Origin of the sequence: Sediminicoccus rosea (assembly GCF_033547095.1) — a bacterium.
GTDB lineage: Bacteria > Pseudomonadota > Alphaproteobacteria > Acetobacterales > Acetobacteraceae > Roseococcus > Roseococcus rosea.
The window spans coordinates 1,605,219-1,628,034 of record NZ_CP137852.1 but is presented as its reverse complement, the minus strand read 5'-3'; the positions used below and the strand labels follow the sequence as shown (position 1 = coordinate 1,628,034).

The window sequence follows — 22,816 nt, the reverse complement described above, 5'->3', positions numbered from 1 at the left end:
CCTGAGTCTTCGGGGCAACACTTCTCTACAAACATCTGAATTCGGGCTTCTTTCGTTGTCGAATCACGCCCGGACAGATAAATTTCCACCTCAGAGACAATTCCAAATTCCAGGGCAATTACTTGGCTGCACGCTCCACCCGCGGCGAGACGCCCGGCGTCGGTGATCCTGCAACGCAGGGCCCGCCGGCGAATGAGCGGCCATGCCCGGTCTGACGCGCCCTTGACCCGCTCCCTCCGCCGCACCGTCCTCGGCGCCGCCGTGGCCATCCTGCTCGTGCAGGCGCTGGCCACCGGCCTGATGGTGGAGCGCGGCCGGCAGGAGGCGCTGGCCCAGGCCCACCAGACGGTGGAGCGCATTGCCCGCGCGGTCGAAGCCAACATCAACCGCCACTTCACCCAGGTCGAATCGCTGCTCTTCGGCCTGCCCGTCATCCTGGGCCCCGCCCGCGACGGCCGGTTCGACGCCAACCGCGCGAGCGAGGTGCTGCAGGAACTCAACAACCAGAACCTCATCTACCGCGACATCCTGGTGCTGGATTCCACCGGCCAGGCCGTCGCCACCGCGCTCAGCGTCTATCGTCGCCGCCGCCTGCCGGGGCCGACGGGGCCGAGCTTCAACGAATCCGGCCTGCATGAGGGCGGGCTCCGCATCGGCGGGCCCATCCGCAACCCGGCCTCCCGCGAATGGGGCCTGTTCTTCGCCCATCCGGTGAACATCTCGGGCCTGCCCAACGCCACGGCCATGGCCGAGATCCCGCTCGCCAATCTCAGCCAGCTGCTTGCCTCGGGCGGCGATGCGCCGGGGCTGCGGATCACGCTGATGCGCAATGACGGGCTGCTGCTCGCCGCCCTGCCGCATGAGGAAGCACAGATCGCGACCCGCCCCGATCCCGCGGCCGAACCGCCCGTGGTCGCGCTCACCCGGCCCACCCTGTACGGCAACCTCACCATCCGCGTGACCATGACGCGCGAGGCGGCGCTGGCCGCCTGGTCGTCGGACCGCTGGCCCGCCATCCTCTTTTCCGCCGCCTTCGGGCTGCTCATCATCACGCTGGCCGGCCTGCTCTCCATCATGCTCCGTCAGCGCGAGCGCACGGAGGGCGACCGCGACCGCTGGCGCACCACGCTCGCGAACGCGCTCGACAGCATGAGCGACGGCTTCGTGCTGTTCGGGCCCGATGACCGGCTGGTGATCTGCAACCAGCGCTTCCGCGAGATGTATGCCCTCTCCGCCCCCTTCATTCGCGAGGGCGCCTCCTTCCGCGACATCATGCGCGAGGGCGCGCTGCGCGGGCAGTTCCCGCAGCTGACGGGCGACATCGAGGCCGCCATCGACGAGATGGTGCGCTGGCGCCGCTCCAAGGGCCCGCCGCTCGAATCCCTGCTGCCCGATGGCCGCTGGATCCTGATCACCGAGCGCATGACGCCCGATGGCGGCACCATCGGCATCCGCACCGACATCACCGAGCTGAAGCGCGCCAATGAGGAACTCGCCCGCGCGCGTGACGCCGCCCATGCCGAGGACGTGGCGAAGGGCATGTTCCTCGCCCGCATGTCGCATGAGCTGCGGACGCCGCTGAACTCCATGCTGGGCTTCGCCCAGGCGCTGATGCAGGACAACAACCTGGGCCACACCCAGCGCGACCAGCTGCGCCTGCTGCACGATGCCGGCGCCCATCTGCGCGAGCTGGTGAACCGCCTGCTGGACCTCACCAAGATCGAGGCCGGGCAGCTCGACCTCGACCTCCGGCCCGTGATGCTGCGCCCGCTCTTCGAGGCCTGCGTCGGCCTCATGGCGCCCGATGTGGACCGCAAGCGCCTTCGCCTCTCGCTCGACCTCTCGCCCGCCATGCCGGAGATGGTCGAGGCGGACGCCATGCGGCTGCGGCAGATGCTGCTGAACCTGCTTTCCAACGCGGTGAAGTTCACGCCCGATGGCGGGCGGGTGGATCTGCGCGTGCGTCCGCTCGCGCGCCACCAGCAGGGCCTGCGGATCGAAGTGCAGGACAGCGGCCCCGGCGTGCCGCCCGACAAGCGCCACCTCCTGTTCCGGGACTTCGCGCAGATCTCCCCGCATGGCGAGAGCGAGGGGCTGGGCACCGGCCTCGGCCTCGCCATCACCGCGCGGCTCGCCGCCGCCATGGGGGGCGCCATCGGCTGCGACAGCGAGCCCGGGGCAGGCGCGCTCTTCTGGCTCGAATTGCCGCTGCGGACGCTGGCCGAACGGCCCCTGCCCGAGCCCGCGCCCGCGCCGCCCCCGCCCATGCCCGGCATGCCCGGCCTGCTGGTCCTGGTGGCCGATGACCTTGCGCCCAACCGCCTCGTCGTGCAGGCGCTGCTGGCGCCCGCGGGGCACCGGGTAGAGTTCGTGAGCAGCGGTGCGGCGGCCGTCACCGCGGTGGAGCGCCACGCCTTCGATATCGTGCTGATGGATGTCCACATGCCCGGGATGGACGGGCTGGAGGCCACGCGCCGCATCCGTGCCCTGCCCGCGCCCAAGGGGACGATCCCCATCCTCGGCGTCACCGCCTCCACCCTGCCCGAGGAGATTTCCGCCTGCTACGAGGCGGGGATGGATGGCCACCTGGCCAAGCCGATCGACCGTGACGCGCTGCTCGCCGCCATGCAGGACCTCGTCGCGGGCCATTCCTGGCGCAGCGCCCTGCCCAGCATGACCGCCCCCCGCCCCGAGGAGCCGCCCCTGGTGAACGAGGCGACGCTGCGGCGCTCGCTCGCCGATCTCGGCGCGCTGGCCGCCCATGCGATGCACGACATGGTGGAGGAGATCCGCGAAGGCTGCGCCGTGCTGGCCGAGCCGCGCATCGCGCGGGATGTGACGCGCATGCGCCAGGCCGCGCACATGGTGATGGAGCCCGCCCGCAGCCTGGGCGCCGAGCGGCTGACCAACGGGATCGACCGGCTGCAGCGCGCCATCCGCGCCGGGCAGGACGTGACGCCGCATCTGGCCGCCCTGCCGGAAATCGTGGCCGACACGCTGCCGCTGCTGCAGCGCGTGGCCGTCAGCGCCTGAGGCCCGGCGTCACTCCACCGTGATGTTCCCCTCGCGGATCACGCGCGTCCAGCGCTCGCGCTCGGCGGCGAAGAAGGCGGCCGCGTCGCGCTGGTTGCGGAAGCGCGCCGCGACGCCCTGCTGGGCCATGGCGGCCACCAGGGCGGGCTCGGCCAGGGCCGCGCCCAGGGCGCGCTCCAGCCGGTCCAGCGCGGCCTGGGGCGTGCCGCGGGGCGCGGTCAGCATGTGCCAGCTCCCGGCCTCGAAGCCGGGCGCGCCGGCTTCGGCGGTGGTCGGAATATTGGGCAGCAGCGCCTCGCGCCGGGCGGCGGCGACCGCCAGCACGCGCACGCGTCCGCTCTCCACCGCCGAGCGCATCAGCGAATAGCCATCGATGATGAGCTGCACCCGCCCGCCCGCGAGATCCACGATGGCCGGCGCCGAACCGCGATAGGGCACGTGCACGATGTCGAGGTTGAACTGCCGCTTGAACAGTTCCAGCGCCAGGTGCGTGGGCCCGCCCGCGCCGGCCGAAGCGCCGTTCAGCCGCCCCGGATTGGCGCGCGCATAGGCCATCAGCTCGGGCAATGTGCGGATCGGCAGCTCGGCATTCACCGCGATGACGGAGAAGCTCTCCATCGTCTGGCCGATCGGCACGAAGTCGCGCAGCGTGTCGAAGCTGAGGTTGCGGTAGAGCGCGTTGGTGACGGCGAGGTTGCCGACATTGCCGTAGAACAGCGTGTAGCCATCCGGGCTGCTCTGGTGCACCGCGTCCATGGCGATGTTGCCATTGGCACCGGCCCGGTTCTCCACCAGGAAGGGCTGGCCCAGCGCCTCGGAGAGGCGCGGCATGATCAGCCGCGCCACGATGTCCACCCCGCCGCCGGGCGGGAAGCCGATCACCACGCGCACCGGGCGGCTTGGATAGTCCTGCGCGGCCGCGGGCCGCGCCAGGATCAGCGCCGGCAGCGCCAGGGCCGCGCGGCGCGCGACCGCGGCGCGGCGCAGAAGCTCAATCGGCACTGATGTTCGCCTCCCGCACCACACTGGTCCACAGCGCGCGATCCTCGCGGATCAGCCGGTCCACCTCCGCACCCGGCGCGAAGCGCGGGAAGGTGCCGAGGCCGGTCAGCACCGTGGGCAGGTCGCTCTCGCGGAAGGTGCGGGCCAGCTGGTCCTCCAGCCGCTGCCGCACGGCGGCCGGCGTCGCCGCCGGGCAGACGATGGCCTGCCAGGAGGTGAAGACCCAGTCGAGCCCGCTTTCCTTCACCGTCGGCACATCGGGCAGCTGCGGATGGCGGTCCGCCGAGGTGATGCCGATGACGCGCACGCGGCCGCCCTCATGCGCGCCGCGCATCAGCGAATAGCCATCCACCATGAGCTGGATGCGCCCGCCCAGCAGGTCCTGCAGGGCCGGCGCCGAGCCGCGATAGGGCACATGCACGATGTCCACGCCCGCCGAACGCTTCCACACCTCGAAGGCCAGGTGCGGCACGCCGCCCGAACCGCCCGAGCCGAAATTCAGCGCGCCCGGCCGCGCCTTCGCGGCGGCGACCAAGTCCTGCATCGAGCGGATCGGGCTGTCGGCCGGCACGGCGAAGACCAGCGGCCCGAGGGTGAGCTGCCCCACGCCCCGGAAATCGCGGCCCGTGTCGAAGGGCAGGTTCGGGAAGAGCGCATGCGTCATGGCCAGGTTGCCGACATTGCCCTGGAAGAGCTGCGTGCCGTCGGCCACGCCCTTGGCGACGAAATCCATGGCGATGTTGCCGTTATTGCCCGGCCGGTTGTCGATCACGACGGGCTGGCCCAGCCGCTCCTGCCAGCGGGCCGCGACGGGGCGTGCGATGGAATCCACGCCGCCACCCGCCGGAAACCCGACGACGAGGCGGATCGCGCCCGATTGCGCACGGACGATGCTGGGCGCGGCAAGCAGACTCGCGGAAAGGCCGAGGCCCCGGCGGGACAAAAGCATCTGTTTCCTCCTGGTCATTTTGTGGACGGAGGCTGGCAGAGCCGGCCCCCGCAGTTCAACCGTTTTCGGCGGATCGGCGAGTTGGTTGAAATCGAGGCAGGCGCACGCCCGTTTGGCCGGCCCGCGGGCAGGTCGCGGCGGGGGAGCCCCCGCCCGCCGCAGATAGGCGTTGAAGCGGGGCGGCCCGATCCGCCATGCCAGATGGACGATCCATGAACCGGATCGCTGGCTTCAGCCTGGAGATTCCCGATGATCCGACGCCGCCAGCTTGCCCTTGCCGCCCTGCCGCTCTCGGGCGCGCTGCCGCTCTATGCCGCCCAAGCCCAGACGGCTGACTGGCCCACCCGCCCCATGCGCTTCGTCTCCCCCTTTCCGCCCGGCGGCGCGGCCGACCTGCTGACCCGCGTGATGGCCGACGAAATGCGCGGCCCGCTTGGCCAGCCCGTCACGGTCGAGAACCGCAGCGGCGTGGGCGGGACGGTCGGCAGCGAATTCGTCGCCCGCGCCACGCCCGATGGCTACACCTGGCTCATGGCCAGCACCGGTCCCTTCTCCATCACGCCTGAACTCGTCCGCCTCAACTTCGACCCGGCGCGGGACCTGGCTCCTGTGGCGATGGTGGCGGGCGTCGCCTCGGTCTTCGCGGTCCACCCCTCGGTGCCGGCCAACAACCTCGCCGAGCTCATCGCGCTGATCCGCGCGCAGCCGGGGCGGCTTTCCTACGCCTCGGGCGGCACCGGCTCGGCCACGCATCTCTTCGTGGAGCTGCTGCTGCAGATGGCGCGGCTGGAGGCGCTGCACGTGCCCTATCGCGGCAGCGGCCCCTCCATCACCGACACCATCGCCGGCCGCGTGCAATTCATCTGCGACACGCTGCCCGCGACACTCGGCCATATCCGCGAGGGGCGCCTGCGCGCGGTCGCGGTGACGACGAAGCAGCGCCACCCGGCCCTGCCCGATGTGCCGACCGTGGCCGAGTCCGGCGTGCCCGGCTACGAGGCCGTGGGCTGGTATGGCCTGGCCGCGGCCAGCGGCACGCCCGCGCCGATCATCGAGCGGATGAATGCGGAGGTGAACCGGGCACTCGCGCAGCCCGCCCTGCGCGAACGCCTGGCCGGCCAGGGCGCCGACCCGCTGCCCATGACGCCCGCCGCCTTCGGCGCCTTCATCGCGGAGGACCGGGCGCGCTGGGGTGGCGTGATCCGGACGGGGAACATCAAGCCGGATTGAGGCGACGCCTCAGCCCTTGTGGCTGCGCGCGATCTTGGCCGCGATGTGCTCGCCCGCCGTGATGGTCGGATATTTCGGCGCCTCGCCCGCCGCGACACAGGTCGGGATCGCGCTGATGGCCGCGTCGTAGTCCGGGTGCACGAAGAAGCCGACCGACAGCCGGCGCGAGGAGGCCATGGCGAGGCCCGGCGGATTCACCACGCGGTGCAGCGTCGAGGCCCAGGCGTCGTTGGTCCAGCGCTGCATCATGTCGCCCAGGTTGATGACCAATTCGCCGCGCTTCGCCTGCACCGGCGCCCAGCTTCCATCCGGCAGCCGCGCCTCCAGCCCCCCCTGCGCCTCCGTCATGGCGAGGATGGTCATGGCGCCGAAATCCGTGTGCGCGCCGGTGCGCAATTGCCCGGGCTCGGGCGGCTCGGCGAGCGGCGGGTAGTGATGCGCGGCGAGGATGGAGAAATGCCGCTGGATCATCCCGTCGAAATACCCCTCCGGCAGGCCGAGCGAGACGGCGAAGAGGCGGTACATGTCGGCCGCCACCTGCTCGAAGCTGCGATACAGCGCGACCAGCGTCTCGCCGAAGCCCTCCGGGCTGTCGGGCAGGATGTTCGGCGCATAGGAGGTCGCGGCCTCGGGGATATGCGCGAAATGCGCCTGGTGGTCGTCCACCGGCCCCAGGAAATAGCTCTCGCGCAGATCGAGCGGCGCATCCTGGCCGAGCGTGCGGCCAAGGCCGCGCGTGGCCATGCCGTGATAGCCGCGCTGGCGGGCGGGGCCGGTCGGGTGGAAGCGGTCCTTCACCGCGCGCGGCTGGTCGTAGAAGGCGAAGCTCTCGCGCACCACCCGGTCGAAGAAATCCTGGTCGAGCGAATGGCCGCTGATGATGAGGAAGCCCACGCGGCGGCAGGTCTCGGCCACTGTCGCGGCGATCTCCGCCCGCTCCTCGGCGCTGCCGCGCAGGAAGCGGCCGAGATTGATGGTGGGGATGGCGGGCAGGCTGACATTCATGGCGGTCGAAGCCTCAGCTGGGATGACGCGAGGATAATGCAGCATCCACCGCCGCGTCATAGGGAATATCGCGCGCGATGAGCCCGCCGGAGAGCAGCGCGGCCTTGAGGCGCACGAAGGCGCTGGGGGGCAGCTCAGGTGTGGCGGCCCAGAGGCCCGCAGCGCGATAGGCGAGTGCGATGCGCTCCAGCTGCGCGCGCGGCAGGTCGGGGAAGAAAGCGGCCAGCGCCTCGGCCAGCTCGGCGCCGCTGGCGCGGGCCAGCGCCTCCTGCGCGGCGGCCAGGCCGCGCACCAGGCGGATCAGCGCCGGCCGCTTCTCGGCGAGCGTCGCGCGCGTGGCGACGAGGGTGGTGTAGCCGATGTCGCCGCGGTCGCTGAACCGGTGCCAGACATGACCGGCACCCGATTGCACGAGCCGGTCGGCATGGGGCTCGAAGAGCTGCACCACATCCATCGCCCCCGCGGCGAAGGCCGCGGCATTCTCCGCCATCGGCAGGTCGGGCGCGCGGACCAGCGCGGCGGGGTCGAAGCCGGCGCGGCGCAGGTCATCCTGGAAGGTCATCCAGGGGGTGGGCACATCCGTCGCGACACCGACGGTGAGGCCCGCGAGGTCGGCGAAGCGGAAAGCCGGGTTGGGCCTGCGGCCCACCAGCATGAAGGGATCACGCGCGACGGCCTGGGCGAAGCAGACCAGCGGGCAGGCGGGGTCGGCGTCGTGATACATCATCACGCGCATCGGCCCGCCCCAGGCGGCATCCGCCTGGCCGGAGAGCAGCAGCTTCGGCGTCTCGGATGTCGCGGGCGCCGTGATGATCTGCACATCCAGCCCCTCCCGCGCCCAGAACCCGCCATGCAGGCCGAGATAGAAGGGCAGGTAGCCGGGGGTGCGGAGATTCTCGACGAGGCGGAAGGGGATGCTCATGCCGCCATCATGGCACGGGCGCGCGCCCAGAGTCCCTCGGCCGCGCTCTGGGCCGCGGCACGCACCGCCGCCTCATCCGCCTGCGTCGGGCGGCCCGCTTCCACCACCTGACGGCCGGCGATCCAGACATGCTCCACATCGCGGCCATTGGCGTCATGCACCAGCGTGCCCAAGGGGTCGAGCAGCGGCGTCAGATGCGCGCGTCGGAAATCCCAGGCCACCACATCGGCCGCGAAGCCCGGCGCCAACTGACCAAGACGCCCCGACTTGCCGAGGGCGGCCGCGCCATTCACCGTCGCCATGGCGAAGGCGTCCTCCGGCTGCCAGCCCTCGCCCACCGAGCCCACGCGGATGCGCGCCGTGGCGAGCGCCCAGCGCATCTGCTCGGCCATGTCCTGCGTCAGGTTGTCGGTGCCGAGCGCGATGCGCGCACCCGCCGCGCGGAGGGCCGGCGTATTGGCGATGGCGCCGCCGGTCGCGTTGCCCTTCGGCACATGCGCGACCGTGGCGCCGGCCGCACCGAAGCGCGCCACGTCATCGGGCGACATGTGGATGCAGTGGGCCGCGATCAGCCGGTCATCCAACAGGCCGCAACGTTCCAGCAACTGGGTGGGCGAGCACCCGTCACGCCGCTGGATCTCGGCGTTCTCCAGCTGGGATTGCGAGAGGTGCGTCGTGGTCAGCAGCTTCGCGTCGCGCGCGAGATCGGCCGCGCGGCGCAGCAGTGCCGCGGAGCAGGTGTCGGGCGCGTGCGGTGCCACGATGACATGCGCCCTGCCCCCATGGCTGCCATGGAACTGGGCAATCAGCGCCTCGACCTCGGCCAGGCGCCCTGCGCCGATCTCCGGGACATGGCGCCAATCGGCGAGATGCACGCGCGAAAAATCGACATCATGCAGCCGCCCGCAGGCCCAGATGCGCAGGCCGAGATCGGCGATGGCGGGCAGCGTCACCTCGCCATGCACGTAGCTGTCCACCATCACGGTGGAGCCCATGAGCAGGGCTTCCATCGCGCCGAGCCGCGCCAGCGCCAGCGCCTCCTCCGCGTTGATCTCGTGCCCATGCGGGACGCCGGGCGTATAGGCGGGCGCGAAGCCCATATCCACGGCGATGCCGCGCATGAGCGAGAGCACGGCATGGGTGTGGATGTTGATCAGCCCCGGCGTCAGCAGGCGGCCGGGCAGGCTGAGCTTCGGCGCATCGCTCGGCGGCAGGCGCTCCATCGGCCCGCAATCCAGGATCTTGCCGCCGCCCATCGCGACGAAGGCGCGGGGGATCGGCGCCTCGCCATGGGTGACGAGCATCGCATCCGTCAAGATGAGGTCAGGCTGCATGGATGTCTCTCCCGGTTCGGCTGGCACTGAGGGTGCTGGCATGCGCCATGCATGCCCCGTGCCGCGGAACCCTCGCGGAGACTCCCATGGCCCGGATCATCGCCTCGCCTGCCGTCAACCGCCGCGCCCTGCTGGGCGGCCTCGCAACCATGGCGGGGTCGGGACCGGTCTTCGCCCAGCCGCGCGGCGAGCAGTTGCTCGTCGTCATGTGGGGCGCCCAATGGATCGAGGTGAGCCGACCGATCGGCGAGGAATGGATGCGCGCGACAGGCGACCGCATCCAGTGGGAGCTGCATGCGGGCGGCGCCATGGCCATCGTGGGAAGGCTGCGCCCGCTCTGGCCGCGCGTGCCGCAGAACCTGATCGCCGCCTGGGATCCGGTCTTCGCCGCGATGATGGAGGCCGGCTGGATGGAGCCGGTGAACGAGACGGAGATGCCCGCGCTGCGCGACATCCCCGACGCCTTCTTCAAGAAGGACGCGCAGGGCCGGAAGATGACCGTCCCGCTCTCCACCGCCGGCGCCTTCTGGGGCTACCGCACCGACCTCGTGACCGGCCCGCCCATCGAGAGCATCGAGCAGCTGCTGGAGCCGCGCTTCCGCGGCAAGCTCTGCGTGCCGGTGCCGGTGAACCTCTCCGGCCTGCTGCTGGTCAGCCTCGCCATGCAGCGCGGCGGCAATGAGCGCAACATCGAGCCCGGCTGGCAATTCCTGAAGCAGCTGGCCGAGCGCGGGCAGATCGGCCGCGTCGTCGCCAACAATTCCGAGATGATCAACGCGATGAGCGCGGGCGATCTCTCCGTCGCCTTCTGGAACACCGGCGGCTGGCAGGCGGTGCGCGACCGCTTCCCCTGCCGCCTGCTGACCCGCCTGCCTGACAACAAGGGCTTCCTCTTCAACGAGGGCTTCGCGGTCATGAAGGGCGAGAACGCGAACCGCGTGGCGGCGGCCAAGCGCTTCGCCAACCACTTCGCGACGGCGCCGATCAACACGCGCTACAACATGCCGCTGGGCTCCGGCCCCACCAACATCAACTCGACGCCCGCACCCGCCATCGCCGACATCTTCTACAAGCCGGACGAGCTGGAGCGCTTCGCCTACATCCCGGACTACGCCTACATGTCGAGCCAGGTGGATGCCTGGACACGGCGCTGGGAGACGGAGATCACGCCGCTGGTCCGGCGGGGATGACGTCCCGACTGGCGCTCTGGCTGCTGGCGCCCGGACTCCTGCTGCTGGCCCTGCTCATGGGCGGGCCGGTGGCGCTGCTCGCGCTCGAAAGCCTGAAGCCCTTCGTGCCCGGCAGCATGCGCCCCGGCGAGGGCTGGACGCTCGCCCATTACCGCGAGCTCCTGCAGCCGGCCTATCTCTTCTACTTCTGGGAGACCTTCCGCATCGGGCTGATCGTCTCCACGCTCAGCCTGCTGCTCGGCGCGCCGCTGGCCTTCGCCGCCGTCCGCAGCCCGCGCGCGGGGCTGCGCAAGGCGCTGCTCGCGCTGCTGGTGGGGCTCCTGGTGATGAGCCTGATCGCGCGGCTCTACGCCGTCGAGATGGCCTGGGGCAGCCTCGGCCCGCTGGCGCCGCTGGGCGCGCTGCTCGGCATCGCGCCGCGCCATCCGCGCTATGCCGAGGTGCTGGTGGGCATCGGCCTGCTGCACTTCACCCTGCCCGTGGTGGCGCTCATGCTGGTCGGCACCTTCCGCGCCCTCAGCCCCCGGCTGGAGGAGGCCGCCGCCTCGCTCGGCGCCACGCGCAGCGATGCGGTGGTGAGCATCCTGCTGCCGCTGGCGGCACCCGGCATGGTCTCGGCCTTCCTGGTCTCGCTCGCCATGTGCATCAGCAATTTCGTGGCGCCGCTGGTGCTGGGCCGCGGCGTCGTCGTGTTCACGACGAGCCTGATGTACACGCGCTTCGCCGATATCGGGAACTATCCCGCGGGTGCGGCGATCGGCGTCACCATGCTGATCCTCGCCTTCCTCGTGGTCTATGGCCTGAGCGCGCTGGCGCGCCGGCTGGTGCCCCGATGAGGGCGCTCGACCTGCTGGCGCGGCTGATGGCGCGGGCCGCGGTGCTGGCCGCCGTGCTCTTCCTGCTCGTGCCGCTGCTGGTCGCCTGCCTGCTCTCCTTCGACGATCGCAGCTTCCTCGGCGCCTTTCCGCCGCGCGAATTCTCGCTGCGCTGGTACCGCGCCTTCGCCACCAACCCGACCTACATGGACGGGCTGTTCGTCAGCCTCCAGCTCGGCCTGGTCGCGGCCGCCATCGCCACCATCCTCGGCACCATGGGCGCGCTGGCCCTGATGGACCCGCGGCTCGCCGGGCGGGACACGCTGGAGGCGGTATTCCTCTCGCCGAAATTCATCCCCACCGTCGTCATCGGCTTCTCGCTGCTGGTCTTCACCGCGAAGCTCGGCATCTTCGACCCCTTCACGCGGCTCGTCATGGGACACGTGGTCATCACCCTGCCCTTCACGCTGCGCGCCGTGCTGGCAAGCCTGATCGGCGTGAAGCGCAGCCAGATCGAGGCCGCGATCTCGCTCGGCGCCAGCGAGGCGCGGGCCCTCTGGGACGTGGCCGTGCCCGCCGCGCGCAGCGGCATCGTGGCCGGTGCAGCCATGGCCTTCGTGCTTTCCTTCGACGAGGTGGCCGTGAGCCTCTTCCTCTCCGATGCCTTCACCCAAACGCTGCCCATCGCCCTGGTGGCCGAGATGCGGGCCAACCTGAACCTCACCATCGCCGCGGTCTCCACCGTCTTCCTCGCGGCCACGCTCGTGCTCCTGCTGCTGCTCGACCGCACCATCGGCATCGAGCGGCTGGCGGGCGATGTGGGGGCGCGCGGCTGATGCTGGAGGTGCAGAACCTGACGCGCCGCTTCGGCGCCGCCCTCGCGCTGGATGGCGCCAGCCTCGATGCGGGCGCCGCTGAGGTCGTCGCCCTGCTTGGCCCCTCGGGCTGCGGCAAGACCACCACGCTGCGCATCGTGGCCGGCTTCGAGAGCGCCGATTCCGGCAGCGTGACCCTGGCCGGCCGAGACCTCATCCGCCTGCCGCCGCATGCGCGCGACATCGGCCTGGTCTTCCAGGACTATGCGCTGTTCCCGCATATGAGCGTCGCCGACAACATCGCCTATGGCCTGCGCCGCCGCGGCATCGCCCGCCCCGAGCGCGAGCGCCGCGTGGCCGAGATGCTCGATCTCGTGCGCCTCGCGGGGCTTGGCGCGCGGCGTCCCGCGCAGCTTTCGGGCGGGCAGCAGCAGCGCGTGGCCCTCGCCCGCGCGCTCGCCATCGACCCGCGCCTGCTGCTTCTGGACGAGCCGCTCTCCAACCTCGACGCGAAGCTGCGCCACACCTTGCAGACCGAGCTGCGGCAGATCCTGACGCGCATCGGCACCACCACCCTGATCGTCACGCATGACCAGGAGGAGGCGATGGCGCTGGCCGACCGCATCGCCATCATGGCGCAAGGCCGCGTCCTCCAGATCGGCAGCCCGCGCGAGGTCTATGAGGAGCCCGCCTGCCGCTTCGTGGCGGAATTTCTGGGCCAGGCGCTCTGGCTCGAGGGCCGCGCCGAGCCGGGCGGCTTCGTCACCCGCGCCGGCACGCGCCTCGCGGCCCCGCCGGCCCGCCGCGTCGCCCAGGGGCATGGCCTGCTGATCCGGCCCGAGGCGCTGCGCCCCGGCGCGGCCCGCGCCGAGGAGAACACGCTGGAGGCACGCGTGCTCGGCCATCGCTATCGCGGCGCCGCGACCCTGCTCGACCTGCTGGTGGACGGCACCGCGCCCGTCGCGCTCGCCCTCCCGCCCCAGGCGCCGCTGCCCGCGCCCGGGAGCAGCCTGAGCCTGGCCGTGGCGCCCGCCGCCTGCCGCATCATCCCGATGGAAACGGGTTGAGGCGAGCTTCATGGATTCTTTGCAAGGCGGCGCGAAAACGTTTCGCTCCACGCAGCACCTCCCATATGGAGAGGGCTCCCGCAAAGAAAGCCGCATGCCCACCCCGCCGCCGCGCCCGCCACGGACTGCCCTGCCGCTCGAACTGCACGGCGCCCTGCGCAAGCTGGGCGGCGCCATCCTGCGCGGCCGCAAGCCCGCCGGGCCCGCCGCCCCGCGCGAGGAAGGCTGCCTCACCGTCGCCTCCTACAACATCCACAAATGCGTGGGCGTGGACAATCGCTTCGACCCCGGCCGCATCGCCGCCGTCATCGCCGAGCTCGAGGCCGATGTGCTGGCCCTGCAGGAGGTGGATCGCCGCTTCGGCCAGCGCACCGGGCTGCTGAACGCGGCGGCGCTGGAGCGCCGCACCGGCCTGACCATGCTGCATGTCTCGGACACGCCGGGCGGCCATGGCTGGCATGGCAATGCCATCCTGGTGCGCCAGGCGCGGCTGGTCCGGCTGCGCCGCCTGCACCTGCCCGGGGCCGAGGCGCGTGGCGCGCTGGTGGCCGAACTGCAGCTGCCCGCCGGCCGCGTACGCGTCGTCGCCGCCCATCTCGGCCTGCTGCGGCGCCACCGCGCCATGCAGGCGGAGGCGCTGCTGGAGGCGATCCGCAGCGGCAGCCCCATGCCGACCCTGCTGATGGGCGACCTGAACGAGTGGCGGCCGGGCATCCCCTCCTCGCTCGTGCCGCTGGAGAGCCTCTTCGGCCCGCTCGACCCGGGCGAGCCGAGCTTCCCCTCGCGCCTCCCCTTCCTCGCGCTGGACCGCATCCTGGCCCACCCGCGCGACATGCTGGCCGGCGTGGAGGCGCATGCCTCGCCGCTCGCGCGCCTCGCCTCGGACCACCTGCCGCTGCGCGCGCGCATCGACCTGCGCCGGGCCCAGGAAGAGACCCTCGCCGCTGCCGCCTGAGGCGGCCCACGGCCACTAGCGCTCCGGCGAGATCCCCGCGGCGAGGCCGATCCGCACCGCCTCGGGCAGGCTGCGCACGCCGAGCTTCTCCATCAGGTTGGCGCGGTGCACCTCCACCGTGCGCGGACTGATGCCGAGCTCATAGCCGATCACCTTGTTGGGCTTGCCGGCAACCAGCCCGGCCAGCACCTCGCTCTCGCGCGGCGAGAGGGCGGCCACCTGCGCCTCGGCCTGGATTTCCAGCGCGCGGCGCTGGTCGGCCGTGCGCAGCGCGGTGAGCGCGCCGCCGACCGCCTCCAGGATGCGCTCCTCCGAATAGGGCTTCTCGACGAAATCCAGCGCGCCCGCGCGCATCGCGCGCACGGCCAGCGGCACGTCGGCATGGCCGGTCACCACCACCACGGGCAGGCTCACGCCCTGGCGGCGCAGCACCTCGATCAGCGACAGCCCGTCCATCCCCTCCATGCGGACATCGAGCAGGATGCAGCCCGGCTCCAGCCCCTCGGGCGCGGCGGCGACGGCGAGCAGCGCCTCGGCGCTCGGATAGGTCGTCGCCCGCAGGCTCATCGACTCCAGCAGCATGGCGAGCGAGCGGCGGACCGCCTCGTCATCATCCACCACATGGACCAGCGGGCCACTCATGCCGCGAGCGCCGCCTGGCTGAGCGGCAGCTCGATGCGGATCACCGTGCCGCGGCCCTCGCCGGCGGGGGCCGAGATGCGCCCGCCATGCGCCTCGATGATGGCGCGGCAGATGGAAAGGCCGATGCCCATGCCGCTCTCCTTGGTGCTGACGAAGGGTTGGAACAGGCGCTCTCGCACCTCGGGCGGCAGGCCGGGGCCCGCGTCGCGGAAACTCAGTACGGCACGCCCCCCCTCCCGTTGCAGGCTGACGGCGATGCCGCGGTCGGCAAGCCCTTCCGTGGCCTCGATGGCGTTGCGCAGCAGGTTGACGAAGACCTGCTGGAGCTGGACCTGGTCGGCCATCACGACGCAGCCCGAGACCGAGAGGTCGAGCGCGATCTGCGGCGCATCCGTGCCCTGCGCCGCGCGCACCAGCGCCGCGCCATCGGCCACGAGCGGCCCGAGCGAGACCAGCTGCTGCTCCGTCTCGCCACGGCCGATGAAGTCGCGCAGGCGGCGCAGGATCTCGCCTGCGCGCAGCGCCTGGTTCGCCGCCTCGCGCATTGCGTCCCGCGCGGCGGCGACGCGCTTCTGGTCCGGCTGCTCGCCTTGCAGCATGCGCATCCCCGCGCGCAGGAAATTGCCGGCCGCGGTCAGCGGCTGGTTCAGCTCGTGCGCGACGCCCATGCTCATGGCGGAGAGCGTGTCCGCGCGCGCGATGCGGCGCATCGCCTCCTCCGCCTGGCGCAACCGCTGCTCGGTCGCGCGGCGGCGCGTCACGTCGCGCGCCACGCCGACGAGGCCGACGACCTGCCCGGTGGAATCGCGCCAGGGCGCCTTCACGACGAAATAGGTGCGCTCCTCCCCCGGATGGCCCGGCATGGCCATCGCGCTCTCGTATTCGTGGATCACGCCGTTGCGCATCACCTCGCGGTCGATCGCGCCGAGCCGGGCGGCCAGTTCGGCATCCAGCAGCTCCTCATCCGTGCGGTTCAGGATATAGCCCTCGGGCCGCCCGATCACGCGCGCCACCTCGCGGTTCACCATGACGTAGCGCAGCCGCGCATCCTTCACGAAGATCTCGTCCGGCACGGATTCCATGACCGAGCGGAGCAATTGCCGGTCATCCTCCACCTCGCGCGCCAGCGCGATGGTCTGCGCCACCAGCTCGCGCGAGGCCTCGGCCTCCCGCAGGGGGGCGCGCCGCGCCTCGGCCACGGCGGCGGCCAGCGCCTCGAACTCCGCGACGCGCAGCCCCCCGGGGGGCGCCTGGCGGGTGTCGCTCGTCAGGCGCGACAGGGGGCGGATCAGCCGCTGGATGAAGCGGATGGTCAGCAGCGCCAGCAGCAGCACGACGCCGAGCGCGAGTGCGGCCGCATTCAGCGCGGGCTGCAGCCAGGCCGCCTGCTCCTCCGCCTCGGTGGCGGCGAGGATGACGATCCAGCCGTTGAGCGGCACGCGCTCGAAGGCCATCAGCAGGGGTTCGCCGACCGGGCCCGGGGCGCGGATGATGCCGCGCGCGGCCGGGCCCAGGCGCTCCAGGAAGCCGGGCGGAATGGTCCAGGGGTCGGAGGCGCCGTCGGCGAAGACGAGGCTCGCCACCAGCCCGTCCGGCGGGGCGATGATGAAGCCGGCCGAGCCGATCTGGCCGACCGGCTGGCGCAGCAGCGCGGCCAGGCGGGATGGCAGGATCGGCATGGAGAGCGCGCCCACCACCTGCCCGTCACGGCGCACCGGCACGGCGACGCTGGCCAGGTTCTGCTCGATCCGGGGCAGCAGCAGCGGCTCGCGGAAGGCCGGCTGGCCGGTCCGCATCGCCCGCGCGGCGGCGCCGTCCTCCAGCATGGTCGGCAGCGTGCTGCCGAGCGGCAGGCGGCTGTTCACCAGCTGCCGCCGCGGCTCCTCCCGCCGGACGAAGATGGCGAAGCTGCCGAGCGGCGCCACCACCTCCCGCGCCTGGGCATGGAAGGCGGCCAGGCCCGCCTCGCCGGCGTCCAGATGCGGCGAGGTGGCGAGCGACTGGAGCAGCAGAACCGCCGCCTCCAGGTCGCGTTCCACCGCCAGCGCGCGCGAACGCGCGCCGCTGGCCAGCAGCGCCTCGGTGTCGGATTTCAGGCGGGCCGCCAGCTCCATGGTCAGCCAGCCGCCCAGCAGCGTCGCGGGCAGCAGCATGAGCACGGCGAGGCGCAGCAGGTGGCGGCGCAGGCTCGGGGCCGGTCTCTCGGTGCTCATGACCGGCGGAGCATGCCAGAGACGGGCCGCACCCGCCACGGCTTCACGCCGGCCGGGATGGTTTCCCGCACGGCCCCGGCCTGCCGCGATCCCCCTAGCGTGCCGGCGTGATGCGCCCGCGCAGCAGGGTCTCCCAGCGCGCGACCTCGGCCGTGACGTAGCGCTGCGCCTCCTCGGGCGTATTGGCGACGATGCGGTCGGCGCCCAGTTCCGCCATGCGGCGGGCCATGGCCTCGGTGCCCATGGCGGCGGCGATGGCGCGTTGCAGCGTGGCCTTGACCGGGGCCGGCGTGGCGCTGGCGGTGAAGATCGCCTGCCAGACATTCATCTCGGCATCCAGGCCGATCTCGCGCAGGCTCGGCGCATCGGGCAGGGCCGGGCTGCGGCCGGCGCTGGTGACGGCGAAGGCGCGGGCCTGGCCGCCGCGGGCGGTCTGCACGCCGGTCAGCGCCACGTCGAAGACCATGGCGATGCGCCCGGCCGCGAGGTCGAGCGTGGCGGGCGCGCCGCCGCGATAGGGGATCTCGTTCAGCTCGAGCCCGGCAGCGTTGAGGAAGAGCAGCGCCGCCATCTGCAGCGTGCCGCCGCCACCGGTGCTGCCATAGTCGAAGCGGCCGGGGGCCGCGCGCGCCATGGTGATGAACTCGCGCACGTTCTGCGCCGGGTGGTTGTTGGCCACCAGCATCACCATCGGCATCTCCGAGAGGATGGAGACGGCCGAGAGCGCCGTGGTCACGTCGATCGGCGCATTGGGGACGACGAGGCGCAGCACCGAGTGTGAGGTGTTGTTGATCAGCAGCGTATGGCCATCGGCCGGGGCGCGCGCCACCACTTCGGAGGCGACGATGCCGGCACCGCCCACGCGGTTCTCGACGACGATGGGCTGCGGCAGGTGGGCGGACATCGCCTCGGCCAGCACGCGGGCGCCCACATCGGTGGCGCCGCCGGCGGCGAAGGGGACGACGAGGCGGATCGGCCGGTCCGGGAAGGCGGCGGCGGGCGAGGCGAGCGCGAAGGCGGCAAGGCCGGCCAGCAGGATGCGGCGCAGGGACATGGTTTCCTCCAGGGTTGTTGCGCCGGGTGTAGAGGCAATCACGCGGATTGGGAAAGCGCCTCGGGCGGCGGCTCCAGCGCGGCCAGCCAGGCCGAGAGCAGCGGGCCCAGCGCCGCGCGCTCGGCCGGGCCGAGCCCGGCCACCAGCCGCGCCTGGGTCGCGACATGCGCGCCCAGCACGCGGTCCACCAGCGCCCGTCCCGCGGGGGTGAGGGTGATGAGCACGCTGCGCCCATCCTCCGGGTTGGGCTTCCGGCGCACATGGCCCGCCTTTTCCAGCTGGTCCACGCGGTGCGTCATGGTGCCGGAGGTGATCATCATCGTCCCCAGCAGGTCATTCGGCGAGAGCGCGAAGGGCGGGCCCGCGCGGCGCAGCGTCGCCAGCACGTCGAAGCTCGCGAAGTTCAGCCCATGGGAAGCGAGCGTTGCCTCCATCTCGCGCATCAGGTGGCGGGAGAGGCGCAGCACGCGGCCGATCAGCCCCATCGGGCCGGTGTCGAGGTCGGGCCTTTCGCGGGCCCATTGGGCGAGGACGAGGTCGAGATGGTCCATGCGTTCTTGTGCCGCCGGGATATCTTGAACTCAAGACATTCGATGTTATCTTGAAGTCAAGATAATCGGACCCGCCCCATGCCCCGTGCAACACCCCCCCTTGGGGACCTCGCCCTCACCGCCCTCGCCCCCGCCATCTGGGGCAGCACCTACCTGGTCACCACGGAGCTGCTGGGCGGCTGGGATTCCCTGGCGCTCGCCCTGCTGCGCGCGCTGCCGGCGGGACTGCTGCTGCTCCTGCTCGTCCGTCAGCTGCCGCAGGGCATCTGGTGGGCGCGAGCCCTGGTGCTGGGCATCCTCAACTTCTCCTTCTTCTGGGTGATGCTCTTCATCTCGGCGCATCGCCTGCCCGGCGGCGTGGCGGCGACGGTCGGGGCGATCCAGCCGCTCTTCGTCCTGCTGCTGGCCGCCCCGGTCCTGGGCAGCACCATCCGGCCCGCCGCCGTGCTGGCCGCGCTGGCCGGCATGCTGGGCGTGGCGCTGCTGGTGCTGGCCCCGGGCGCCGCGCTGGACATGTGGGGGATCGCGGCGGGCCTGGCCGGTGCCATCGGCATGGCGGCGGGCACGGTGCTGACGCGCAAGTGGCAGCCGCCCGTCTCGCCGCTCACCTTCACGGCCTGGCAGCTCACCGCGGGCGGCCTCGTCCTCCTGCCGCTGCTGCTCTGGTGGCACCCGCCCCTGCCGGAGCTCTCCGCCCGGGGCGCCATCGGCCTGGCCTGGCTCGGGCTGATCGGCGCGGCGGGCACCTACATCCTCTGGTTCCGCGGCATCGGGCGGCTCGGGCCCGGCGTGGTCGCGCCGCTCGGCCTGCTCAGCCCGGTCTCGGCCGTGCTGCTGGGCTGGATGGTGCTGGGCCAGACGCTCTCGCCGGTGCAGATGCTGGGCATGGCGGTGGTGATCGGCAGCATCGTCGCCAGCCAGTTCCTGCAACCCGCCACGGGCCGGAGGGATTGAGCCGATGGGCCTGCTGCTGCATGGCGCCTGGACCAGCGAGGAGCCCCCGCCCGCCAGCGCGGGCGGCGCCTTCATCCGCCGCGAGTCGCAATTCCGGAACTGGATCACGCCGGACGGCGCCCCCGGCCCCGGCGGCGAGGGCGGCTTCGCGGCGGAGGCGGGGCGCTATCACCTTTACGTCTCCCTCGCCTGCCCCTGGGCGCATCGCGCGCTGATCTTCCGGACGCTGAAGGGGCTGGAGGGGATGATCTCCGTCTCCGTCACCCATTGGCTGATGGGCGAACAGGGCTGGGGCTTCTCGCCCGCCCCCGGCGTGGTGCCCGACCCCGTCCGCGGCGCCGCGCATCTGCACGAGCTCTACAGCGCGGCCGAGCCCAGCTACACGGGGCGCGTCACTGTGCCGGTGCTCTGGGACAAGGCACGCGGGCGGATCGTGAACAATGAATCCGCCGAGATCATCCGCATGCTCAATTCCGCTTTCGACGGAATCGGCGCCCGCCCCGGCGATTTCTACCCTCGGGCGCTGCGCCCGGAGATTGATGCGCTGAACGCGCGCATCTACGCGGCCGTCAACAACGGCGTGTACCAGGCGGGCTTCGCCCGCAGCCAGGCCGCCTATGACGCGGCGATCGGCCCGCTCTTCGAGATGCTGGGCGAGCTGGAGGCGCGGCTGTCCCGCTCACGCTACCTGCTGGGCGGCCAGGTGACGGAGGCCGACTGGCGGCTCTTCACCACGCTCGTGCGCTTCGATGCGGTCTATGTCGGCCATTTCCGCTGCGACCGTCGCCGCATCCTGGATCATCCCAACCTCTGGGGCTGGCTGCGGGAGCTCTACCAATGGCCCGGCGTCGCGGCGACGGTGGATTTCGACCATATCCGCCGGCACTACTACCTCAGCCACCGGCAGCTGAACCCGGGCGGCATCCTGCCCGTGGGGCCGGAGCTGGACTTCACGGCCCCGCATGGGCGCGAGGCCCTGGGATGATCATGATGAGGGAAGAGATGGGGCGATCGACGGGACTCGAACCCGCGACATCCAAGACCACAACCTGGCGCTCTACCACCTGAGCTACGACCGCCGCACGCGGCGCTGGATAGGCCCGCGATGCGGTTTGCGTCAACCCGGCCCGCGCGACGGGCCGCCCCGAGGCTTCAGCCCGCCACGCGCTGGGCCGCGCGGCGCGCCTGCATCCAGGCGCCGATCCGCGCCAGCGCCTCGCGCAGCACGCTCTCATTCTTGCAGAAGGCGAAGCGGGCGTAGTGGTTGGGCGGGTTCTCGCCGGCGTAGAAGGCCGTCACGGGAATCGCCGTCACCTTCGCCTCCTCGGTCAGGGTGCGGCAGAAGGCCACGTCATCCCCGGTGAAGCCGATGGAGCGGATATCGGCCGTCACGAAATAGCTGCCCATGGCCGGCAGAACATGGAAGCCGAGTTCCGTGAGGCCAGCCGCCAGGATGTCCCGCCGCGCCGCCAGCTCCGCGCCGAGCGAGGCGAAATAGGCGTCATCCTTGGCGAGGCCCACCGCCACGGCGCGCTGCAGGTTGGGCGGCGTGGTGAAGGTCAGGTTCTGGTGCGCCTTCGCCACATTGGGCTGCAGGGCGCGGTCGCAGGTGACGTAGCCCACCTTCCAGCCGGTCAGGTTGAAGGTCTTGCCCGCGCTGCCGATCCGCAAGGACCGCTCGCGCATGCCGGGCAGCGTCATCAGCGGGATGTGCTTCCAGCCATCATAGGTCAGGTGCTCATAGACCTCGTCGCAGATGGCGTAGCAATCATGCCGCGTCACGAGATCGGCGATGAAGGCGAGTTCGGCGGCGGTGAACACCTTGCCCGTCGGGTTCATCGGCGTGTTGAACAGGATGGCCTTGGTCTTCGGCCCGAAGGCGGCGGCGAGTTCGGCGCGCGGCAGCTCCCACTTGGGCGGGCTGAGGCGGACGATGCGCGGGATGGCGCCCAGCAGCTTCACCGTCGGCACGTAGGTGTCATAGAGCGGCTCGATCAGCACGACCTCGTCGCCCGGGTTCAGCACGGCCATCAGGCTCGCCGTGATCGCCTCGGTCGCGCCGGAGGTGACGACGACCTCGGCATTGGGGTCCACCTCGATGCCGTAGAAGCGCTTGTTGGCGGCGGCGACGGCCTGGCGCAGCTCGGGCACGCCGGTCATCGGCGGGTATTGGTTGCGGCCATCCATCAGCGCGTCGGCAGCCGCCTTCAGCACGTCGGGCGGGCCGTCATAATCGGGGAAGCCCTGGCCCAGGTTGATCGCGCCATGCTGCACCGCGAGCGCGGACATGACGGTGAAGATCGTCGTTCCCGTGGCGGAGAGCAGCTCATTCATCGGCTTCATCGGCGGCAACCTTGGCGGCAAGGGGAAAAGGTCCTGCGCTGTAGCATGGGGGCACCCCCGCGGCCACGCAAGGCGCGGGGACCGGACCTGCCTTGATCCTCGGCAGGCTGCCTCCGATTCAGGCTTTCCTGGCCTGGATCCGGACCGGAACCCCATGCGGGCACGATTGCGCCCGTTGCCCGCCGCGTGCAAAAGGCAGTCGGCTTCACGGGAGGCGGCAAGCATCGCCGCCCGGAGCCGATCGGGAAACGTCTTGGGCCAGCCATACGCCCAGGCACAGACATGTTGGATGCGATGAAAAAGATCGAGGCCATCATCAAGCCCTTCAAGCTCGACGAGGTGAAGGATGCCCTGCACGAGATCGGCCTTCAGGGCCTGACGGTGCTCGAGGCGAAGGGCTTTGGCCGGCAGAAGGGCCATACGGAGCTCTATCGCGGCGCCGAATATGTCGTGGACTTCCTGCCCAAGGTGAAGATCGAGGTGATCTGCGCCGATGACATGCTGGAACGCGCGGTCGAGGCCATCCAGGCCGCCGCCCGCACCGGCCGCATCGGCGACGGCAAGATCTTCGTCTCGGACATCGCCGAGGTGATCCGCATCCGCACCGGCGAGCGGGGCGAGGACGCGGTCTGAGGTTGCGGCGCCCTCCCGGAGGGCGCGGACGAGTTTCGCTGCACGCTGGCCCTGGGGGCGTCCCTGGCCAGCGATGCGGCGCCCGCGCGGGAAACGCCCGCGGGGAAAT

20 protein-coding genes and 1 tRNA gene are annotated in these 22,816 nt (G+C 71.7%); 10 read left to right on the top strand and 11 right to left on the bottom strand.

Annotation, left to right across the window (positions count from 1 at the left end; all coding sequences use genetic code 11):
- Positions 1 to 222: 222 nt before the first annotated feature.
- Complete coding sequence (locus tag R9Z33_RS07755; protein WP_318650733.1) at positions 223 to 3,033, top strand: ATP-binding protein; 2,811 nt, start codon at positions 223 to 225, stop codon at positions 3,031 to 3,033.
- Between the two features lie 9 nt (positions 3,034 to 3,042).
- Here R9Z33_RS07755 and R9Z33_RS07750 read toward each other — a convergent pair whose 3' ends face one another.
- Together R9Z33_RS07750 and R9Z33_RS07745 are read right to left on the bottom strand one after the other, a co-directional pair.
- Positions 3,043 to 4,035 (bottom strand): Bug family tripartite tricarboxylate transporter substrate binding protein, encoded by a 993-nt coding sequence (locus tag R9Z33_RS07750; protein ID WP_318650732.1) that lies wholly within the window; start codon positions 4,033 to 4,035, stop codon positions 3,043 to 3,045.
- A complete protein-coding gene (locus R9Z33_RS07745; RefSeq protein ID WP_318650731.1) occupies positions 4,025 to 4,984 on the bottom strand; it encodes a Bug family tripartite tricarboxylate transporter substrate binding protein in 960 nt (319 codons plus the stop codon). The genes R9Z33_RS07750 and R9Z33_RS07745 overlap by 11 nt, the downstream gene beginning before the upstream one ends.
- Before the next feature lie 249 nt (positions 4,985 to 5,233).
- Here R9Z33_RS07745 and R9Z33_RS07740 point away from each other — a divergent pair, with 249 nt between their 5' ends.
- On the top strand, positions 5,234 to 6,214 hold the full coding sequence (locus R9Z33_RS07740; RefSeq protein WP_318650730.1) for a Bug family tripartite tricarboxylate transporter substrate binding protein: 981 nt from the start codon (positions 5,234 to 5,236) through the stop codon (positions 6,212 to 6,214).
- Positions 6,215 to 6,223: 9 nt separating this feature from the next.
- On the opposite strand, the gene R9Z33_RS07735 is transcribed toward R9Z33_RS07740, so the two are convergent.
- From R9Z33_RS07735 to R9Z33_RS07725, 3 genes are read right to left on the bottom strand one after another with little or no spacing between them, the layout of a single operon-like run.
- Positions 6,224 to 7,219, bottom strand: a complete 996-nt coding sequence (locus R9Z33_RS07735; protein ID WP_318650729.1) for an isopenicillin N synthase family dioxygenase — start codon at positions 7,217 to 7,219, stop codon at positions 6,224 to 6,226.
- Positions 7,220 to 7,232: 13 nt separating this feature from the next.
- Positions 7,233 to 8,141 (bottom strand): ABC transporter substrate-binding protein, encoded by a 909-nt coding sequence (locus R9Z33_RS07730; RefSeq protein ID WP_318650728.1) that lies wholly within the window; start codon positions 8,139 to 8,141, stop codon positions 7,233 to 7,235.
- Complete coding sequence (locus R9Z33_RS07725) at positions 8,138 to 9,475, bottom strand: amidohydrolase family protein (protein ID WP_318650727.1); 1,338 nt, start codon at positions 9,473 to 9,475, stop codon at positions 8,138 to 8,140. Before R9Z33_RS07725 ends, R9Z33_RS07730 begins: the two co-directional genes overlap by 4 nt.
- Positions 9,476 to 9,561: 86 nt before the next feature.
- Between R9Z33_RS07725 and R9Z33_RS07720 the strand changes: the two genes are divergently transcribed.
- From R9Z33_RS07720 to R9Z33_RS07700, 5 genes are all read left to right on the top strand, one after another.
- Positions 9,562 to 10,665, top strand: a complete 1,104-nt coding sequence (locus R9Z33_RS07720; protein ID WP_318650726.1) for a PotD/PotF family extracellular solute-binding protein — start codon at positions 9,562 to 9,564, stop codon at positions 10,663 to 10,665.
- Complete coding sequence (locus R9Z33_RS07715; RefSeq protein WP_318650725.1) at positions 10,662 to 11,501, top strand: ABC transporter permease; 840 nt, start codon at positions 10,662 to 10,664, stop codon at positions 11,499 to 11,501. Before R9Z33_RS07720 ends, R9Z33_RS07715 begins: the two co-directional genes overlap by 4 nt.
- A complete protein-coding gene (locus tag R9Z33_RS07710) occupies positions 11,498 to 12,316 on the top strand; it encodes an ABC transporter permease (RefSeq protein ID WP_318650724.1) in 819 nt (272 codons plus the stop codon). The genes R9Z33_RS07715 and R9Z33_RS07710 overlap by 4 nt, the downstream gene beginning before the upstream one ends.
- Positions 12,316 to 13,362 (top strand): ABC transporter ATP-binding protein, encoded by a 1,047-nt coding sequence (locus R9Z33_RS07705; RefSeq protein ID WP_318650723.1) that lies wholly within the window; start codon positions 12,316 to 12,318, stop codon positions 13,360 to 13,362. The genes R9Z33_RS07710 and R9Z33_RS07705 overlap by 1 nt, the downstream gene beginning before the upstream one ends.
- A 94-nt stretch (positions 13,363 to 13,456) precedes the next feature.
- Positions 13,457 to 14,317, top strand: a complete 861-nt coding sequence (locus R9Z33_RS07700) for an endonuclease/exonuclease/phosphatase family protein (RefSeq protein WP_318650722.1) — start codon at positions 13,457 to 13,459, stop codon at positions 14,315 to 14,317.
- A gap of 15 nt (positions 14,318 to 14,332) precedes the next feature.
- Here R9Z33_RS07700 and R9Z33_RS07695 read toward each other — a convergent pair whose 3' ends face one another.
- The 4 genes from R9Z33_RS07695 to R9Z33_RS07680 all read right to left on the bottom strand — a co-directional run bounded on the left by R9Z33_RS07695 (position 14,333) and on the right by R9Z33_RS07680 (position 18,777).
- The gene (locus R9Z33_RS07695) at positions 14,333 to 14,959 is read right to left on the bottom strand and encodes a response regulator transcription factor (protein ID WP_318650721.1); all 627 of its coding nucleotides are present in this window, start codon (positions 14,957 to 14,959) and stop codon (positions 14,333 to 14,335) included.
- Positions 14,956 to 17,172, bottom strand: coding sequence for a sensor histidine kinase (locus R9Z33_RS07690; RefSeq protein WP_318650720.1), 2,217 nt, complete (start codon positions 17,170 to 17,172; stop codon positions 14,956 to 14,958). The genes R9Z33_RS07695 and R9Z33_RS07690 overlap by 4 nt, the downstream gene beginning before the upstream one ends.
- 94 nt (positions 17,173 to 17,266) lie before the next feature.
- Positions 17,267 to 18,226: a Bug family tripartite tricarboxylate transporter substrate binding protein gene (locus R9Z33_RS07685; RefSeq protein WP_318650719.1), complete on the bottom strand. Its 960-nt coding sequence runs from the start codon at positions 18,224 to 18,226 to the stop codon at positions 17,267 to 17,269.
- 38 nt (positions 18,227 to 18,264) lie between these two features.
- Positions 18,265 to 18,777 carry a MarR family winged helix-turn-helix transcriptional regulator gene (locus R9Z33_RS07680; protein WP_318650718.1) on the bottom strand — a complete coding sequence of 171 codons (513 nt, stop codon included), beginning with the start codon at positions 18,775 to 18,777 and terminating at the stop codon, positions 18,265 to 18,267.
- Positions 18,778 to 18,855: 78 nt separating this feature from the next.
- Between R9Z33_RS07680 and R9Z33_RS07675 the strand changes: the two genes are divergently transcribed.
- A complete protein-coding gene (locus R9Z33_RS07675) occupies positions 18,856 to 19,731 on the top strand; it encodes an EamA family transporter (RefSeq protein ID WP_318650717.1) in 876 nt (291 codons plus the stop codon).
- A 4-nt stretch (positions 19,732 to 19,735) separates the two neighbouring features.
- The gene (locus R9Z33_RS07670) at positions 19,736 to 20,716 is read left to right on the top strand and encodes a glutathione S-transferase family protein (RefSeq protein ID WP_318650716.1); all 981 of its coding nucleotides are present in this window, start codon (positions 19,736 to 19,738) and stop codon (positions 20,714 to 20,716) included.
- A gap of 18 nt (positions 20,717 to 20,734) precedes the next feature.
- On the opposite strand, the gene R9Z33_RS07665 is transcribed toward R9Z33_RS07670, so the two are convergent.
- Both R9Z33_RS07665 and R9Z33_RS07660 read right to left on the bottom strand, forming a co-directional pair.
- Positions 20,735 to 20,810: transfer RNA gene (locus R9Z33_RS07665), tRNA-His, on the bottom strand.
- 73 nt (positions 20,811 to 20,883) lie between these two features.
- Complete coding sequence (locus tag R9Z33_RS07660) at positions 20,884 to 22,074, bottom strand: aminotransferase (RefSeq protein ID WP_318650715.1); 1,191 nt, start codon at positions 22,072 to 22,074, stop codon at positions 20,884 to 20,886.
- Between the two features lie 294 nt (positions 22,075 to 22,368).
- On the opposite strand from R9Z33_RS07660, the gene R9Z33_RS07655 reads away from it, so the two are divergent.
- A complete protein-coding gene (locus R9Z33_RS07655; protein WP_248707930.1) occupies positions 22,369 to 22,707 on the top strand; it encodes a P-II family nitrogen regulator in 339 nt (112 codons plus the stop codon).
- Positions 22,708 to 22,816: the final 109 nt, after the last annotated feature.